Raw genomic sequence first — 16,563 nt, forward strand, 5'->3', positions numbered from 1 at the left:
CTGCCATCCGCGCAATATCCTTTCGATCGTCCTGCACGTGCTCTCCTCGCCGGCCTTATCCTTCCAGCAGCCGAAACGCTACCGCGCCATGACCGGTGCGGTGTCTTCGGCCACTGGCGCGGGCGCCGACGCTGCATCAGACGCAGCATCAGACGCCACATGGGACAGCTTCATCAGGCGCGGCTGGAGCAGCAGCGCGACAAGCCCGCTCCAGCCGGTCTGATGCGAAGCGCCGACGCCGCGTCCGTTGTCGCCGTGAAAGTACTCATGGAACAGCACGAGATCCTGCGAACGCGGGTCGGCTTGCAGCATCGGATAGGCCGCCATCACGGGCCGCACGCCTTGTGCATCTTTAAGAAAGAGCGTGGTGACGCGCCGCGCGAGGTCGTCGGCAATCTCGCTCAGCGAAAAACGCTCGCCCGATCCCGTCGGATATTCGACGCGAAACTCATCGCCGTAGTAGCGATAGAACTCATACAGCGACTCGATCAGCAGGTAGTTGACCGGCATCCAGACCGGCCCGCGCCAGTTCGAATTGCCACCGAACACACGCGAGTCGGATTCGGCAGGCAGGTACTTGATGTATAAGCTCACGCCATCATGGTCGAAGACGTACGGTGCATCACGATGCACACGGGACAGCGCCCGCACGCCGTGCCCGGAGAGAAACTCGTTTTCATCGAGCGCGCGGCGCAGCAGCGCTGTCATCCGATGTCCACGCAACAACGACAGCAGCGTGGTGTTGCCCTTGCCGGGTTCGGTCCAGCGCGACACCAGCTTTGCCAGATTCGGCCGATGATCGAGAAACCACACCAGCCGTTCGCGCAATCCCGGCAGATGGCCGTACACCCGCTCCTCGAGCACGTGAACGGCGAACAGCGGAATCAGCCCGACGATCGAACGAATGCGCATCGGCACACGGGTGCCGTCCGGAAGGTGCAGTACGTCGTAGAAGAATTCGTCGTGTCCGTCCCATAACCCAGTCCTGCAGCCTTCGCTGCAACTGACCGCTTCCGCGATATACAGAAAGTGCTCGAAGAACTTCACTGCGATTTCGACGTACGCGTTGTTCGTCATCGCCAGTTCGAGGCCAATCTGCATCAGGTCGAGCGCGTAGGAGGCCATCCATGCCGTGCCGTCGGCCTGATCGATACGGCCGCCGGTCGGTAATGGCGAAGACCGGTCGAAAATACCCACGTTGTCGAGCCCGAGAAAACCACCCTGAAAGATGTTGCGGTCATCGGCGTCCTTGCGGTTGACCCACCACGAGAAATTGAGCAGCAGCTTGTGGAACATGACTTCGAGAAACTCATGATCGCCAACGCCCGTCACCTCGCGGTCGAGTTCATACACACGCCATGTCGCCCACGCATGAACCGGCGGGTTCGCATCGCCAAACGCCCACTCGTAGGCGGGCAATTGCCCGTTCGGATGCATGTAGCGCTCCTTCACGAGCAGCAGCAATTGCTTCTTCGCGAAGTCGGGATCGATCATGGCGAACGCGGCCGCATGAAATGCGAGGTCCCACGACGCGTACCATGGGTACTCCCACTTGTCGGGCATCGACACGATGTCACCGTTGCACATGTGCCGCCAGTCCGCGTTGCGGCCGTGCCTGCGGGCTCTCGGTGGCTTCGGTTGGCCGGGGTCGCCGTCGTGCCAGCGCGTCACGTCGAACTGGTAGTACTGCTTTGTCCACAGCATGCCGGCGAGCGCCTGACGCTGCACGAGTCGCGCATCGGCGTCGGCGATGTCGTGCTGAAGCGCCGCATAAAATTCGTCGGCCTCCGCTTGCCGCCGCGCAAAGAGCTCGTTCATGTTGAGCGACACGGCATCCGGAGCCGGATCGGGACGCCAGCGTAGATACAGCACCGAGCGCTCATGAGGCGCGAACTGCAGGTACGCATGCGCAGCGGCGCGGGTGCCCCTGTCGCGCCGGATTGCCTGCTCGTCGCCGTCGACGAGGTAGTCATTGAAGCCGTCCTTGAACGGCCCCGCTCCTTCGAAGCCGAAAATGCGGCGCACGTTCGTTTCGTTTTCGCAGAAGAGCCACTCGATCGGCTGTTGCGCCGACGCCGACACGATCATCGTGCCGAGCGCGGGATTGCGCGCGACGACGCGCGCGCCTTCCGCTGCCTTCGGCTCCAGCGTGAGCGACGGCTTGCCGGGCTTGCCCGACCACGCCCATCTGTTGCGCGCCCAGAATTGCGGCAACACATGAAGCGCCGCGCGCTGATCCGCGCGGTTTTCGACGGTAACGCGCATCACGATATCGTCGGGTGTGTGCTTCGCATACTCGACGCACACGTCGAAGTAGCGGTTATCGTCGAACACGCCCGTATCGAGGATTTCATATTCGGGCTGATCGGCGCCGCGCCGCAGATTTTCGTCGATCAGATCCTGGTACGGGTACGCGTCGTGAGGATACTTGTACAGCATCTTCATGTACGAATGTGTCGGCGTGCCGTCGAGATAGAAGTAAAGCTCCTTTACGTCCTCGCCGTGATTGCCTTCGGCATTCGTCAATCCGAAGAGCCGTTCCTTGAGGATCGAATCGTGCCCGTTCCAGAGCGCGAGCGATACGCACCAGTCGAGCGGGTCGTTGCCGAATCCGGCAATGCCGTCCTCACCCCAGCGGTACATGCGGCTGCGCGCATGATCGTGTGGAAAATAGTCCCATGCAGTGCCGCATTCGCTGTAGTCTTCGCGAACAGTGCCCCATTGCCGCTCGCTCAGATAAGGTCCCCAGCGGCGCCATCGGTCGAGATCCGGACCATGGAGCCGGGCACCTTCCTTCGACTGGATAAGATTGATAGCGCGTAGCGGTGGCATGGAACCTCCCAACCCGAAATCGACCATCCAGCACGTCAAGTGCATGAACGTCCGTCCGCTTCCATCACGAGCGTCGTGTGCGCGACGCGCACCAGGGACTCAAGATCCTCTCGATGCAACCGGGGCCAGACGATACCCTAATGATAAGCGCCATCGCGCTGCAGCGGCGATCCGCCGTACTCCGGGTCGACAGGAGCGATCAAAACCTGCAACCAATGGGGATCCGGCCGCGGTGCCGGAAGTCACACCGGAATTGACCGCGTAGGCGGCGCATGGCGATCGATGGAAGCAGGGCAGAGCATGCTTGTCCTGCTGACATCGGGTCACATGGCCGAGACAGAGCGCTCACGCGCCGTCACGACGCTGCAGCTCCCTGATGTAGTTCGCCGCCCTGCATCAAGCGCCGGGCGATATCGGCCGTTTGCAACGTCCCGCGTTCAGTCGGTGAATGGGCCGCAAGATAGCGGACAACCGCAATGAGAACATGTCGACCCTCGCCAGTGTTGCCCCACGAAGCAAACTGCCGGACACCGGCCTCCAGCATCTGATAGGCATGGAAGCCCGCATCTTCGCGCAGCACCGCAAGCGCAAGCGTTGCGATCAGCGCCTGTGGCGGATGGCCGAGAGTGAGATGGCGCGCCACCAGCCTTGCCGCAAGATCAACCTGTCGCTGCCGGTCGAAAGCGTCGAGCAAGGCGATGCGGATCGTCTCCTCATCGGCAGGAAGGTCGTCGAGCTGATCGTCGCCCTCGCCCGGGATGCGGGCCGGTGGCACGTTCAGATAACGGGCAAGGTAGAGCGCCATGGCTCCGTGCATGATGCCGCGCACGGCCGTGACATCGCCGTCGATGCCCGCGGTCCCGATCCGCCTGAGCATCTGGTGGACCGCGTTGGCATGGGTAAAGACGTGGTGCGCTGTCTCCCAGTCGGCGTGCTCGTTGGCATTGCCGAAGCGCGCCACGCGCAGCGCCGCTCCGTAAGCGAGGGATTGTCCCAGGTCAGCAGGAGCGGCGCCTGCGCGGATTGCCGCCTTCAGCGCATCAATGATCTTCACTGGATCGTCTCCGAGCAGTTCCCGGGCAAGCGCCGCATGGTTCGACCAGCCTTGCACGCTGCGCCCGGCTGCAAAAAGTTGCGAGATCTGGCTGGCTGATTCGTCACAGAGCGCGACAAGATCAACGGGTTGGCGCCAGGCGGTCGATTCCTCGGCGCCACGGGCGGCCACCATCTGAGCGACGATTGTAGGCAGCAAAGCTGACGCGTGCTGCCAGCCGATCAGGTCGAGGCACTCAAACGCCTTGTTGATGAAGTCGAGCGAATGACCAGCATCGGCGAACGCCCGTTCGGTCCCGGCCGAAAGCAGGGCATCTGCGAGCATAGCTGGTGAGACACCCGCTGCAATCGCCGTCAATAGGGTGCGCTCAGCCGCTTCGCGGTGGCGCACGTTTGTCCAAAGGCACAGCCAACGCTTGAGCGTGGCTGGCTCCGGCCGGCTGCCAAGCGGCGCGCGTTCCCGCCGCGGCGCCTCGGCCTCGCAGTCTGCCGCCACACGGCGCGCGCCGTGGAACAGGGCAAGATAGGCTTCGTCCTCTGGCAGTAGGGCGAGGAGATTGGCCAGCGTCGTCAGTATCGTGAGACCGACGCCCCAACCATCACGGTTCTGCGCCCCGAACAGCGCCACCTGCCGCACGATATCGGTCACCGGTACGTCGGCCGCTAGCTGGCCATGCACGGCCTTGGCGATGACCAGATCGAGATCGTGCGCGAGGCCGTCCGCAAGCCGCTTATGCCAGTGCGCCGCGGGATCGGGATGGTCGAACGTGGTCCTCATCCAGACGTCGCCATTGCGCACCTCGACTGCGCAGTTCGGTACATCGTCCGCCCAGAGGTCGAAGGTGCAGCCGCTTTCCAGATCGAAGCGGGCGTGGTGCCAATGACAGGTCAGGATGCCGTCCTCGACAGTGCCGCGCTCGAGCGGGAAGCCCATGTGTGGGCAACGATTGTCGAGGGCGAAGACGCGTCCGCGGTCGTAGATCACGAGGATTGGACGATGACCACCTTGCACAACGAGCCGCCCCTTCGCCTTCAGCTCTTCAAGGCTGGCCACGAGCACGAATTCGTTGTTCGGCGTATCCATGCGCATTCCCCCGCATTGGTCCCGTCACGGACGTCGTCGGTACGCCCGGCCCCCTGTCAACATAAGCATACTCTCAAGCAAACCGTGAAATGCGCGGGGCGGGATGCACGCCATTTCTTCACATCCGGTATGTCCGTCCACTTGATGAGCCAGCGCACTGCGCGTGACCAATCATTTTTGAAAGGCGAATCGTCTGCAATCGTCAGCAAACACAGGGGACGCACAGAGCTGATTCGCGCCCCAAATATATCCGCGCGGGTGCAGGCTCCTCGCCGTCGATGTACCAGGTCTTTCCCATACTCCAGGTCCACCGCACGGATGGCATTTTCCAGCCTCAGTTCGTCCGGTAGGTCGGGAAACATGAAGCTACTATGGTGGTTTCGAATGGACAGTCGAAAAAAAGCAGGGCCATCTGGTTGCTACCAGTAAAAAGGCTTCGTCTCAGGAGCCAGTTCTACCTGCAGTACAACTTCTGACTAGCATATGGACACAATCCCCCGGCGTTGAACGAGGACATGTTGCGCCGATAGCATCGCAACGCGACATCTGGGAGGCCAGCACGCTAGCGGTGATCGGGCCACGCCATTAATGCCCAGCAAGGCGCTGACCGAGTTCGTCGTCCGCGAGCTGACGAACCATCTCCTTATCGATCTCGCCAATCTGTTCGGTAAGGTACTTGAAATGGGAGTGAAAGCGTTCCGGAGCTGACAGCGTTTATTGCGATTCGGTCTTCGATGTGAGGAAGCGCATCGACGGGCGCGACGATGCGTCACAGATGCCCTCGGCGTCCACGAAACGTAGCGAAGAGCTGGCCGTGCCCATCCTCGTCGTGAAGGTGAAACGAATGCCTGCCCAGATCGATTCCAACCAGCATGACGTCTTGCATGATGGTATTCCAGAAAATAGAACACCCTACCGCGTTAGCCGCGTATAGGGTGGTGGTGACTTTCTCCTTAGCCTGACTGATCAATAGCTTAGTGCCGGAGTCGGAAATTTTTCTGGCTCTCAGATACAATTTCATGCAGGCAGCGCTCGCAACAAACGGTGCCCCTGAGCGGAGAGTCCGGGTTGGTAGTTCTCTGATTGTCTTCGCCTGGATAGTCTTTCCTATTCATTCGTTGGTATTGCAATTGAGCGACGCGTACGCAACCGTTTTGGCTTTCCGAGAGTCATTCGAAATCAAGGCATCATCCAGAATCGTCGGTGCAGAGAGGCAGGGGCGAACCTCATCCTCAAAAGGCGCAGTTGAGGTGTGCTCTGCCACATTGCGGGCAGTCCATTTGGGCTGATATGCGTTGACAGCAATGATTCTCTCACTCTTGCAGTTCCTGCTGGTTCTCCTGTGCTGTGTGGCAATGACATATGCTGTAGTCGCCACCTTTGCAATGCCATTTTTTGACAGGCGTGCCGGTCGCCAACCCTCCGGCCGAGCCTGCATAAGCGTTCTTAAGCCGCTATGCGGAAGTGAACCACGTCTGTACGAAAACCTGGCCACATTCTGCGAACAGGCCCACCCGTGCTTTCAATTGATATTCGGTGTTTCCTCGCCGAACGACCCTGCAATTCCAGTCGTACGGCGTTTGCAGTCAAACTATCCCCGATCTGATATCGAACTCGTGATCGACCCAAGGGTGCATGGCAGCAACCTGAAAGTCAGCAATCTGATCAACATGGCGGAACGGGCGCGGTACGGCGTTGTTGTGTTGGCAGATAGCGATATCGCCGTGGAGACAGACTATCTTGAACGGGTAACCGCGCCGCTCGCTGATCCGGACGTCGGAGTCGTGACTTGTCTCTATCGAGCGCAGAGTGTAGGTGGTTTTTGGCCTCGGATTGGAGCGTTGTTCATCAACGAGTGGTTCGCTCCATCGGTGCGGGTAGCGCATTCGACCGGCTCACGTCGCTTCGGTTTTGGCGCGACGCTCGCCTTGCGCCGTACGACGCTCGACGAAATCGGCGGTTTTGCAGCGCTGAGAGACTGTCTCGCCGACGATTACTGGCTCGCGGAGCACGCACGCGCGTTGGGTTTGAATACTGTGCTCTCGTCGGTGATGGTTAGCACTGACGTAATCGAGCCAGACTTCGCGACGTTGTGGCAACGTGAAATGCGTTGGCTGAGGACAATCCGGTCGTTGAATCCGTCTGGCTTCGCTGGCCTGGGCGTGACATTTACTTCGCCGTGGCTTCTTGCCGGTATGTTGCTCGCACACTGGCTGAGTCTTGCCGGCAATGGCCCGCATCCTTTCACTGGGTATTGCCTTGCCGTGAGTATGGTCGCAGGGGCTGCGGCCCGTACGCTTTTGCATGCACGTAGCGCCCGTTACTCGCGAACCTTTTGGCGCGACCTGCCGCTCGTCCCGTTGCGCGATACGTTGCTCGCATTGCAGTGGCTCAGTGCGGCGTTCGGCTCCCATGTCGTCTGGCGGGGCGCGCGGATGCCGGTGGGCAATCATGTCGCCCGCCCACACAATACGTTCCTGGATTTCTCTGACGATCGATGAAATTCCTCGCGTCGAACAATATCGTTGGCTTCGCACAATCCGTGCTGGCCAATCAGCCACTTCAACACACCTAGCTTGGGTATTATGAAAACACTGTTCTTGCAGGCGCCGTCGTACGATGGCTTCGATGGGGGCGCGGGCTCGCGCTATCAGGCCAGGCGTGAAATCCGCTCGTTCTGGTATCCGACGTGGCTCGCGCAGCCCGCCGCACTCATCGCGGATAGCCGCGTTCTCGACGCGCCCGCCGACGGCCTGTCCGTCGAAGCCACGCTCGACATCGCCCAACATTACGAGCTGGTGATCATCCACACCAGCACGCCGTCTTTCCCCACCGACGCGCTGTTCGCCGAAGACCTGAAGAAGCGCAAGCCGTCGCTGCTAGTCGGCATGGTCGGTGCGAAGGTCGCGGTCGATCCGCACAATTCGCTGACCGCCAGCGATGCGATCGACTTCGTGTGCCGTGAAGAATTCGACTTCACGTGCCAGGAGATCGCCGCGGGCAAACCGTTCGCGCAGATCAAGGGCCTCAGCTATCGCGGCGCGGACGGTTCGATCGAGCACAATGAAGCACGGCCGATCCTCGAGGACATGGACGAACTGCCATTCGTCGCGCCGGTATACAAGCGCGATCTGAAGATTGACAACTACTTCATCGGCTATCTGAAGCATCCGTACGTGTCCATTTACACGGGCCGCGGCTGCCGCTCGAAGTGCACCTTCTGCCTGTGGCCGCAAACGGTGGGCGGCCATCGCTACCGCACGCGCACGGTCGAAAACGTGCTGGCAGAAGTGAAGTGGATTCGCGACAACATGCCTGAAGTCAAGGAGATCATGTTCGACGACGACACCTTCACCGATTTTAAGCCGCGCGTCGAGGAAATCGCGCGTGGCCTCGGCAAGTTGGGCGTGACGTGGTCCTGCAACGCGAAGGCGAACGTGCCGTACTCGACGCTGAAGATCATGAAGGAAAACGGCCTGCGCCTCTTGCTGGTAGGCTACGAATCCGGCGACGACCAGATCCTGCTGAACATCAAGAAGGGTTTGCGCACCGACATCGCGCGTCGTTTCAGCGAGGACTGCCGCAAGCTCGGCATCAAGATTCACGGCACCTTCATTCTCGGTCTGCCCGGCGAGACGCAGGACACGATCCAGAAGACGATCAGCTATGCGCAAGAGATCAACCCGCATACGATCCAGGTGTCGCTCGCCGCGCCGTATCCCGGCACGAAGCTCTATGACCAGGCAGTCGAGAACGGCTGGCTCGAAGAGAACAAGGTCATCAACCTCGTCAGCAAGGCGGGCGTGCAGCTCGCGGCGATTGGCTATCCGCATCTGTCGCGTGACGAGATCTACCACCAGCTCGAGAACTTCTACAAGCGTTTCTATTTCCGCCCGTCGAAAATCTGGGAGATTCTGCGCGAGATGCTGACAAGCTGGGACATGATGAAGCGGCGCCTGCGTGAAGGCGTCGAATTCTTCCACTTCCTGCGCGCCCACCGAGCGTGACTGTGCCCACACCTCGTGCGACACAGAAGTCGCTGATTATTACAGCCGATGATTTTGGCCTGCATCCGCGCGTGAACGAGGCGGTCGAACGCGCGCATCGGCATGGGGTATTGACTTCGGCGAGTCTGATGGTTGGTGCACCAGCAGCACATGATGCGGTAGCGCGTGCCCGCGCTCTGCCGCGGTTGCGGGTGGGCCTTCACCTCGTTCTTGCCGACGGGATGGCCTGCTTGCGGCCCGGCGCAATTCCGGCGCTGGTCGACGAACACGGGCGGTTCGGCCAGAACATGGTGCGAGATGGGGTTCGCTTTTTCTGTTTGCCCCGCGTTCGCAGGCAGCTTGCGCTGGAGATCCGCGCGCAGTTCGAGGCCTATGCGAAGACCGGATTGCCTCTCGATCATGTCAATACTCACAAACATTTCCATCTGCATCCAACCGTCCTCGAACTGATTGTTGAAATCGGTCGGGACTACGGGATGCGAGCGATGCGCCTGCCGTTCGAAACGACCGCGCCGTTCTGGCTAAAGCCCTGGATCGCTCTTGTGCGTAAGCGATTGGATCGCGCGGGCATCGCACATAACGATTACGTATTCGGCATTGCACACAGCGGGCAGATGGACGAGACAACGTTGCTCGCTGCGCTGGCAGATCTTCCAGGTGGCGTTGGGGAAATCTATTTTCACCCTGCCACGGCTGGGGACAGTCCATTGACGCATGGCATGCGGTCGTATCGGCATGCAGACGAACTGGATGCACTCATATCGCCACGTGTGGCCGCGGCCATCGAATCGTTGAGAGTGCGCCGCGGTGGGTTTGTCGATGTTCTCTCGCACATTGGGGCAACACCGTGAAGTGGCTGCAGAGGATGAGCTTGCCGGTGGGCATCGCCGCCCTGATCTGGCTTGTGGTCCACGAAGGCTTCGGCGATCTGATGCGCGTGATTGGGCAGGCCGGGTTCGTCCTGTTGTGGCTCGTGCCGTTTCATGCGTTACCGTTGCTGCTCGATGCCCACGCATGGAGGTTGCTATTGCGCAAGCAGGCATCCTTGCCGTTTCTCTGGTGGGTGGCCACGGTGCGGGAGGCCGTGAGCCGGCTGTTGCCGGTAGCCAGCATCGGCGGAGAGATTGTCGGCATCCGCCTCGCACGCTGGCGAGTTCTCGACACGAGTTTTGTGAGTGCGTCGGTGATTGTTGAGGTACTGGTGACGATCACGGTTCAGTATGCGTTCTCTGCGTTGGGACTGGTGCTGATTGTCGCTACGACGCATGATACGAACGGCTGGCGCGCGATCGGCTTGTCGTTGCTGCTATCGCTGCCGCTGCTTCTGTTTGGCGTGGCGCTCGTTCGGCGCGGCGGAATATTTCATGTGATCGAAAGCTGGGCGGGGCGCGTGCTCGGCGACGCCCATCCGCTCCTGCAGGGAATCAACGGCAAACGGCTCGATCAGGAAATCGACGCGCTGATGCGCTGTAGCGGCTTGCTCTTGCGCGCCTTTTCATACCAGCTTGGTGGATATGTATTGGGTGCCGCTGAGGTCTACTGGGCGCTAGCCTGGCTGGGGCACCCTGTCTCCGTCAGTGGCTCAGTGGCGATAGAGGCGCTCATTCAGGCTTTGCGCCATGCTGCGTTTTTTGTTCCTGCGGGAATTGGAATACAGGAATTCGCCGTCGTAATGCTTGCGCAGATATTTGGGGTCGACCGTGAAACGGCGCTGTCAATGGCGCTTGTCAAACGGATGCGCGAAGTGGTCTTCGGGGTTTTCGCGCTCGCGTCATGGCAACTGGTCGAGCTAATCCGCGGATCTACCCAAATTCAGCACGCTATACCTCCGGCAAATGCTGCTCATCGTAAGCGGCTCGCGCCGGCCGTTATAGACGGCGACTGAAATCCAGTCGATGTCGTAGTGATGCGCGGCAAACGAGGTCATATAAAGGATGACGTTCGATTTGTCCTCGTTCAGCTTCCCGTAAGTTTGGTAGGCAAGCTTGGCCCCACGGAAGTTCATGCCGGACTGCAACACCACGTTGCCAGCATCAAAGGTGAAATAGTCGTCCATCTGTTGAATCGTCAGGGAAGTAATGGTGGCTGCACGATCGCGGCGAAGCGCGATAGCCCGGCCACAATAGATGAAAGGCATCAAGCGCATCGACTAAGCTCGCGACGGCGTGACGCGGCACTTGAGTAACCCCTTGCTCCTGATAACCAGGAGGAGTTTCCTGAAAGCGGCGTAGCCCGGCACACGAGTGACCCGCGAGGGCAACGTGCTACCGTTTCCAGGTGTCGTCGAAACCTGTCCAGGGAGCTTGTATGGCAGTACCTTTCCGCAACCGCTCGATGCCGCATTTGTGCCGCGATTCGCCGGGCTACCTGCTTTCATGCGTCTGCCAGCGCTCACGAATTTTTCGGATGTTGATATATGCGGGTCAAGCCGGCATCCGCGACATCAGCGTCACCACCACAAATCATTCAGCGCCAAGCGCGCGTAACAAGGCACGTCCATCGGCAGTAAGTGCGAACATAGAGGTGGCTCCGTCTTGTTCCGACTCAACACCCTGGACCAGCCCGACTTCGCGAAGAGCCATCACGTCTGGCGTCGCTGCCATGAACTCGACCGGCGCCTGAAGTAATAGCAGAAGTGTGGCAATTTCATGTGCGCTCAGCATCCGGCGTAATCTGAGTCCAAGAGGTACTGGCGCCGCGCCAGGCCGCCTTGTTTTCACTTCCGTAGACATAATCACCAACCAAATTCCACTTATTGTTGTACTTGCCAACCACGCCGTCGACGCCGCTATGCGGTGTTGCTCTCGGATCCCGCTGTGGTAGAAACGTTTCGTCAAGCTGCTCACGCCGCTGCCATGGAGACTACAGCGCCTTGCTGCTGTCGCGTCAGCGTGCTTGCTACGCGCGCCTCAGCTCTCGCAATATCACCGAGCGATGCAACAGATAGCTGACTATCGAAAATGCCAAGCGCATTACAGTACTGCGCATACGCAACATCGTTCATCAGCCACGTCCCGCTAGTCTTTCCCGAAATCTCGATTTGTGCCGTTGCAGCGTGCGCGGCCTCGATGTCAGGCAAGCCGTGAGCGTGCTTCCGCAGGTGACAGAGCTCCTCGGCGACGAGCAGTTGTCGACTCAGGTTCTCCAACATCTCATGTGAACCACATCCTCGACGAAACCCGTCCAGACTGGCATACGCCTGCAGGAGCATAGCCTGAGTCACGGGCTCGTGCGTGGCACGGCTAAATGTCACCGCACGTAGCGACGGGGACATTGCCGGAGTTGCATGCTTGTGGGTTTGCGATTTACTGGCCATGACGATTTCAATCTCCGTTTTGGGGGCCGTTGTTCAATCATGCTGCTGGCAGCCGACGATCAAGTCGGGCTTAAACACCAGAATGAGCAGTCGCTCGCTGTGCTTCCGCACGCTGCGCCGCTTGCTCCTGCGCGTGCTGTTTCGCAAGATGGTGACCGACAATGCAGCCGCCTACCGCGCCGACCACAGCGTGATGACCGGCGTAATGACCGGCGACACCACCGACAACAGCGCCCTTAAGGCAGCCAGCGGCGTTTGCCGTTCCGACGCTTGCCAGCAGGAGTGCCGCTGCGACCAGGCTGAATTTGTTTCCAGTTTTCATGTTGTTTGTACCCGTTTGTTGGAGCCGAACCCGAGTTGGAGGCGGTTTGCTCGATTTCAACCATCCGTTTCGTCGCTTTGAAGAAGTAGGGTTATTGTAGGGTTATTGCTTTCGACGCAGCGGGAGGAAGAAGTGTAAGAGTGAGAGTGCGGTTCGGTCGAAGGTGAAACGCGGGTGCGCGATTGGTAACCGCCAATTACCGGCCGACGGAAGACTGACTTAAAGAGTCACGACTGGGACAGCCGAAGCATGACAGAAAGACTTCAGCAACAGCAACGACTTGCAGCCCAATCTAACTGCTCAGCTGAACTTCGGCATGCCGGTCAAACTGGCATTCGGCAACAAGCCGGGTTCGGACGCTCGAGAATCTTGAATCCGAGGTGGCAGTGAGTCAGGATGTCGACCCAGGCTGGGGCCAAGGCCAACTGAACGACACACTGTTTGCCCGAACACGGGATACCCCGGCAGGTCGCCGACCTGTCGACACATCAGTAGCGGTGACCCAGCTGGGCGGGCGCAGAGTCCTTCAAGCGGCCGTCAACTGCTTTCCAGCAGTCCGCGTGTTGTACGACTCTCTCCACGCTTTAATCATCGCGGCGGCGGCGGGAACGTCCGCCGCCGCGATGACATGCAACTGTGCGGTGTAGACGGAAAGTCCGTCCTTTACGGCGAGATACGTCTCGTCATCCAGTCTTCCCTCGCCAGTCTCAGTTGCCACTTCGAAGGACTCCGCCAACCGCCTTTGCGCCTCGGAAACGAGGGTTTTCCCATAAGTCATGTGCCCTATTGCGCAGCAAGCCTCGGCGATAAACAGATACTGCAGGACGACAAGTGCCGACTCTTCGCATAGCCCACACCGTTCAATCCAATCAAGGGCAATGTACGGTTTAAGTGCGAGGTTGACAATCTGGGCGGGATTGAGCGGCAAACGCGAGCGCATTGAGGTCTGGTGCGATGAGGTGAACTTTACGATAAGCTGGACGAGCTGAAGCAATAACCAGGTATGCGATTGCACCCGCTGCACTCATACATTGGCAATGCGGTCGTGCGATTGCCGAGCACAGGTTACCCACTCCATTCTCGGAAAAATGGATGCCCTCGGTGTCCCCCCCTCCCGCCATGAATTGCTACGGCGCGCCGCCAGCCTTCACTGGTGCACAGTGCAAGCTTTGGGCAACAGGATGTCAATGCCAGGGACAGCGCGATTTCATGATTGGTGCACTCGACATGGAGCGATGAAAGGCCGTGCCTTGGGCAAGGTTGACTATGACGGCGGACAGGAAATACATGGACTGCTCCGAGATAGGGTGGTTGCGATGCCATATGTGTTCGCTTGCGCGCGAGCGCTGCGGCGATGACTCGCGGACGGTCTGCCTTCGACGCGAAGACACAGGTTACGCATCCCATTCCGGCGCGAATGGAGGAGATACGAAACGATGGTTCTTCGGCAACACCGCAATAGCTTGCCGGTCATCATCGTCGAGTTTCACCGCGCGCGCGTTGAGATTGGATTCCTGACTCTCGCGGCGTTGAGCCTTAGGAATAACGGCCACCCCGTCCTGTTCCAGAAGCCAGGCCAGTGCAACCTGAGCGGCGCTCACGCCGTGCTTGACGGCGATTCCCTGAAGGACGGGGTCGCTCGCCGCCCTGCCTTGTGCAAGTGGGGCATAGGAGACGAGTGGAATGCCTTTCTCGCGCAGGTAGCTCAGCATTTTCGACTGGTCTAGAAACACGTGATATTCAATCTGATGGCAGGCGATGGGTGCGCCGATTTCTTCAATAGTTTTTCGCAGCATCGTCACGTTGAAATTGCACACACCGATTGAGCGAACCGTGCCGTTCTGCAGAAAGCCTTGCATGGTCTCCATGACGGCGCCGAGGTCCATGTCACGCGACGGCCAATGCACCATGTACAGGTCAATGTAGTCGACGCCAAGCTTTGCGAGGCTGGCGCCCAGCGCGCGACGGAGGGACTCCGGCTCGAGGTTCTCGTGCCATACCTTGGTCGTCAGATGCAGTTGCTTCCGTGCGAGACCCGAGGCGGCAATCGCGGCGCCTACGGCTTCCTCGTTCTGATACATCTCGGCGGTGTCGATGTGTCGATATCCAAGTTCGAGTGCACTCTCGACTACCGACTGGCAGCCACCACCCGGCATGCGGTATGTGCCAAATCCGAGGCGTGGCAGTTCAATCCCCTGCGTCTTCAAAGCTTCCATTGATGCTCCCTCAAGCTGGTTCGGGTCTGCAGCGCAAGTCGCCGCGGCGTCAGGCGGACAATTTCTCACCTTGTAATTGTTGAATAAAGTACCCGTTGCTCAAATTACTTGTGATTAAAATGTCGGAATGACATGAGCCTTGGAGAAGGTATGACGTTTGATGGCCGGCTGTTTTCCGGAATCACTGTGCTCGCCGCAGTCGCAGAGAGTGGCAGTTTCGTGCGCGCAGCAGATGCTCTCGGATTGTCACCATCGGGCGTTAGCCGTGCAGTTTCACGCCTCGAGAAGCGGGTAGGCGTGCGGCTGCTTGACCGTACGACGCGCTCGCAGACGCTGACCGACGAAGGGAGGCGTCTATATGAAGCGGTTGGCCCGCATCTGACAGGCATCGAAGAGGCAGCTTCGGCGGCGTCGGGTTCAGCGAACGTTGTGCAGGGAAAGCTTCGTGTTAACGTCGACCCGTTCTTTTCAAGGACGGTGCTCGCGTCAAGATTGCCGGAGTTTTTGGCACACCATCCTGACCTTTCGCTCGAACTCATCATGCGCGACGACGTTGGCGACCTCGTGGCAGATGGATTTGACCTCGCGGTGCGCTTTGGCCCTCCGCCGATGGGAACATTGGTTGCGCGCAAGCTACTCGAGACGCGCATCATTACGGTCGCATCTCCACGGTATGTGGCTGAGCACGGGCAGCCAGGAAATCCGGAGGAGGTGAGCAAACATCAACGAATCATGTTTTATAACCCGGTTACGGCCAAGCCCTTCGAGTGGGAGTTCCATCGGGGTAAGAAGGTCACGGAGATACCTGCTGAGGGGCGGCTCCTCGTGTCGGATGTGGAAACCATGCTCGTCGCGTGTATCGCCGGCGCTGGTATTGCCCAGGTGATGGAGATTGGCGTCGGGCAGATCATGCGCGACGGCTTGCTCGTGGACCTTTTCCCGGACTGGTCGGACGAAAGGTTTCCGCTGTATGCGCTCTTTCCGTCCCGGCGCCATCGAGCTGCCAAAGTTGAGGCGTTCATTCATTTCTGCCTCGAATCATTGTCGGCGGCACCTGTTGCGCACCGTCAGATACGCCTCCGGGGGACGTCGGCAGCGAAAAAAGTGTAGGCGCGCACGTCATAGCGATCGTGACGATTTATATTAAAACCGCGTATGAAAGCTCGGGGCGTATCCGACGGCGCGGTCGCTAAAAAGGGTGCACGAAAGTGTTGCTGCTGCGGGCGCTATCTGCGCCTGACAGTCCAGCATCTGCGCCGCCTTGTTCACGCTGCCTGTGAGCCGGTACGGCTGGCGGAATGGAAAGCCCCATAACGGCGTGTTGCAATCGCTTCAGCGTCGGACTGTGAAGCGGCCTGTATGAAGGCAACCGACCAACGGCCGCAGACATCGCGATAACGTATCGAATAGATGAACATGGCAATCTCCTGTGTCCCCGCGTGCCGGTACATGGTCGAATAGAACATGTCGTTGTCCTGCAGGGCGAGCGGATGCGCGAACCCTGCATCGCAAGTGCACAGCGGGAGCGCGTCCGACATGAAATAACGATACACGCGGCGGGTCGGCAAATCCATTCTTCCAACATATCGTGCTGATAGTGCATTGGCATTGCGAACTTATACCAGCGTATATCTAGTGAGACCTTGTGGCCTAAATCAGACCTGGATGAGCTGCCACACACTAGCTGGCGGCGCATTGCGCCAAATGGTCCTGCAGCGATGCCAGAGGAAGCC

13 protein-coding genes and 1 pseudogene are annotated in these 16,563 nt (G+C 59.4%); 5 read left to right on the forward strand and 9 right to left on the reverse strand.

From position 1 onward, the window contains the following. Positions 1–78: 78 nt before the first annotated feature. The 3 genes and pseudogenes from HV744_RS23920 to HV744_RS23930 all read right to left on the reverse strand — a co-directional run. Positions 79–2,832, reverse strand: coding sequence for an MGH1-like glycoside hydrolase domain-containing protein (locus tag HV744_RS23920; RefSeq protein ID WP_175151866.1), 2,754 nt, complete (start codon positions 2,830–2,832; stop codon positions 79–81). A 355-nt stretch (positions 2,833–3,187) separates the two neighbouring features. Beyond that, a complete protein-coding gene (locus tag HV744_RS23925) occupies positions 3,188–4,969 on the reverse strand; it encodes a Rieske (2Fe-2S) protein (RefSeq protein ID WP_217469152.1) in 1,782 nt (593 codons plus the stop codon). 588 nt (positions 4,970–5,557) lie between these two features. Then, positions 5,558–5,855: pseudogene (locus HV744_RS23930) on the reverse strand (hypothetical protein); the annotation flags it as partial. Positions 5,856–6,273: 418 nt separating this feature from the next. Here HV744_RS23930 and hpnI point away from each other — a divergent pair. From hpnI to HV744_RS23950, 4 genes are all read left to right on the forward strand, one after another. Then, entirely contained in the window at positions 6,274–7,470 is a 1,197-nt protein-coding gene (gene hpnI, locus HV744_RS23935; RefSeq protein WP_175151868.1) for a bacteriohopanetetrol glucosamine biosynthesis glycosyltransferase HpnI, read from the forward strand. An 84-nt stretch (positions 7,471–7,554) separates the two neighbouring features. After that, complete coding sequence (hpnJ, locus tag HV744_RS23940) at positions 7,555–8,976, forward strand: hopanoid biosynthesis associated radical SAM protein HpnJ (RefSeq protein WP_175151869.1); 1,422 nt, start codon at positions 7,555–7,557, stop codon at positions 8,974–8,976. 2 nt (positions 8,977–8,978) lie between these two features. Continuing rightward, entirely contained in the window at positions 8,979–9,827 is an 849-nt protein-coding gene (gene hpnK / locus HV744_RS23945; protein WP_175151870.1) for a hopanoid biosynthesis-associated protein HpnK, read from the forward strand. Further along, positions 9,824–10,861 carry a lysylphosphatidylglycerol synthase domain-containing protein gene (locus HV744_RS23950; RefSeq protein ID WP_281363667.1) on the forward strand — a complete coding sequence of 346 codons (1,038 nt, stop codon included), beginning with the start codon at positions 9,824–9,826 and terminating at the stop codon, positions 10,859–10,861. The genes hpnK and HV744_RS23950 overlap by 4 nt, the downstream gene beginning before the upstream one ends. A 577-nt stretch (positions 10,862–11,438) precedes the next feature. Here HV744_RS23950 and HV744_RS38300 read toward each other — a convergent pair. From HV744_RS38300 to HV744_RS23970, 5 genes are all read right to left on the reverse strand, one after another. After that, a complete protein-coding gene (locus HV744_RS38300) occupies positions 11,439–11,708 on the reverse strand; it encodes a hypothetical protein (RefSeq protein WP_343056453.1) in 270 nt (89 codons plus the stop codon). Positions 11,709–11,818: 110 nt separating this feature from the next. Beyond that, positions 11,819–12,127 carry a hypothetical protein gene (locus HV744_RS23955; RefSeq protein ID WP_343056450.1) on the reverse strand — a complete coding sequence of 103 codons (309 nt, stop codon included), beginning with the start codon at positions 12,125–12,127 and terminating at the stop codon, positions 11,819–11,821. Positions 12,128–12,362: 235 nt separating this feature from the next. Next, a complete protein-coding gene (locus tag HV744_RS37565) occupies positions 12,363–12,614 on the reverse strand; it encodes a hypothetical protein (RefSeq protein ID WP_246279169.1) in 252 nt (83 codons plus the stop codon). A gap of 526 nt (positions 12,615–13,140) precedes the next feature. Then, positions 13,141–13,629 carry a hypothetical protein gene (locus tag HV744_RS23965; RefSeq protein WP_175151873.1) on the reverse strand — a complete coding sequence of 163 codons (489 nt, stop codon included), beginning with the start codon at positions 13,627–13,629 and terminating at the stop codon, positions 13,141–13,143. Between the two features lie 379 nt (positions 13,630–14,008). Then, positions 14,009–14,830 (reverse strand): aldo/keto reductase, encoded by an 822-nt coding sequence (locus HV744_RS23970; RefSeq protein WP_175151874.1) that lies wholly within the window; start codon positions 14,828–14,830, stop codon positions 14,009–14,011. A gap of 150 nt (positions 14,831–14,980) precedes the next feature. Here HV744_RS23970 and HV744_RS23975 point away from each other — a divergent pair, with 150 nt between their 5' ends. Then, positions 14,981–15,940, forward strand: coding sequence for a LysR family transcriptional regulator (locus HV744_RS23975; RefSeq protein WP_175151875.1), 960 nt, complete (start codon positions 14,981–14,983; stop codon positions 15,938–15,940). A gap of 155 nt (positions 15,941–16,095) precedes the next feature. Here HV744_RS23975 and HV744_RS37570 read toward each other — a convergent pair whose 3' ends face one another. Beyond that, positions 16,096–16,398: a hypothetical protein gene (locus HV744_RS37570; RefSeq protein WP_246279170.1), complete on the reverse strand. Its 303-nt coding sequence runs from the start codon at positions 16,396–16,398 to the stop codon at positions 16,096–16,098. Positions 16,399–16,563 lie beyond the last annotated feature (165 nt).

Source organism: Paraburkholderia ultramafica (assembly GCF_902859915.1).
Taxonomy (GTDB): domain Bacteria; phylum Pseudomonadota; class Gammaproteobacteria; order Burkholderiales; family Burkholderiaceae; genus Paraburkholderia; species Paraburkholderia ultramafica.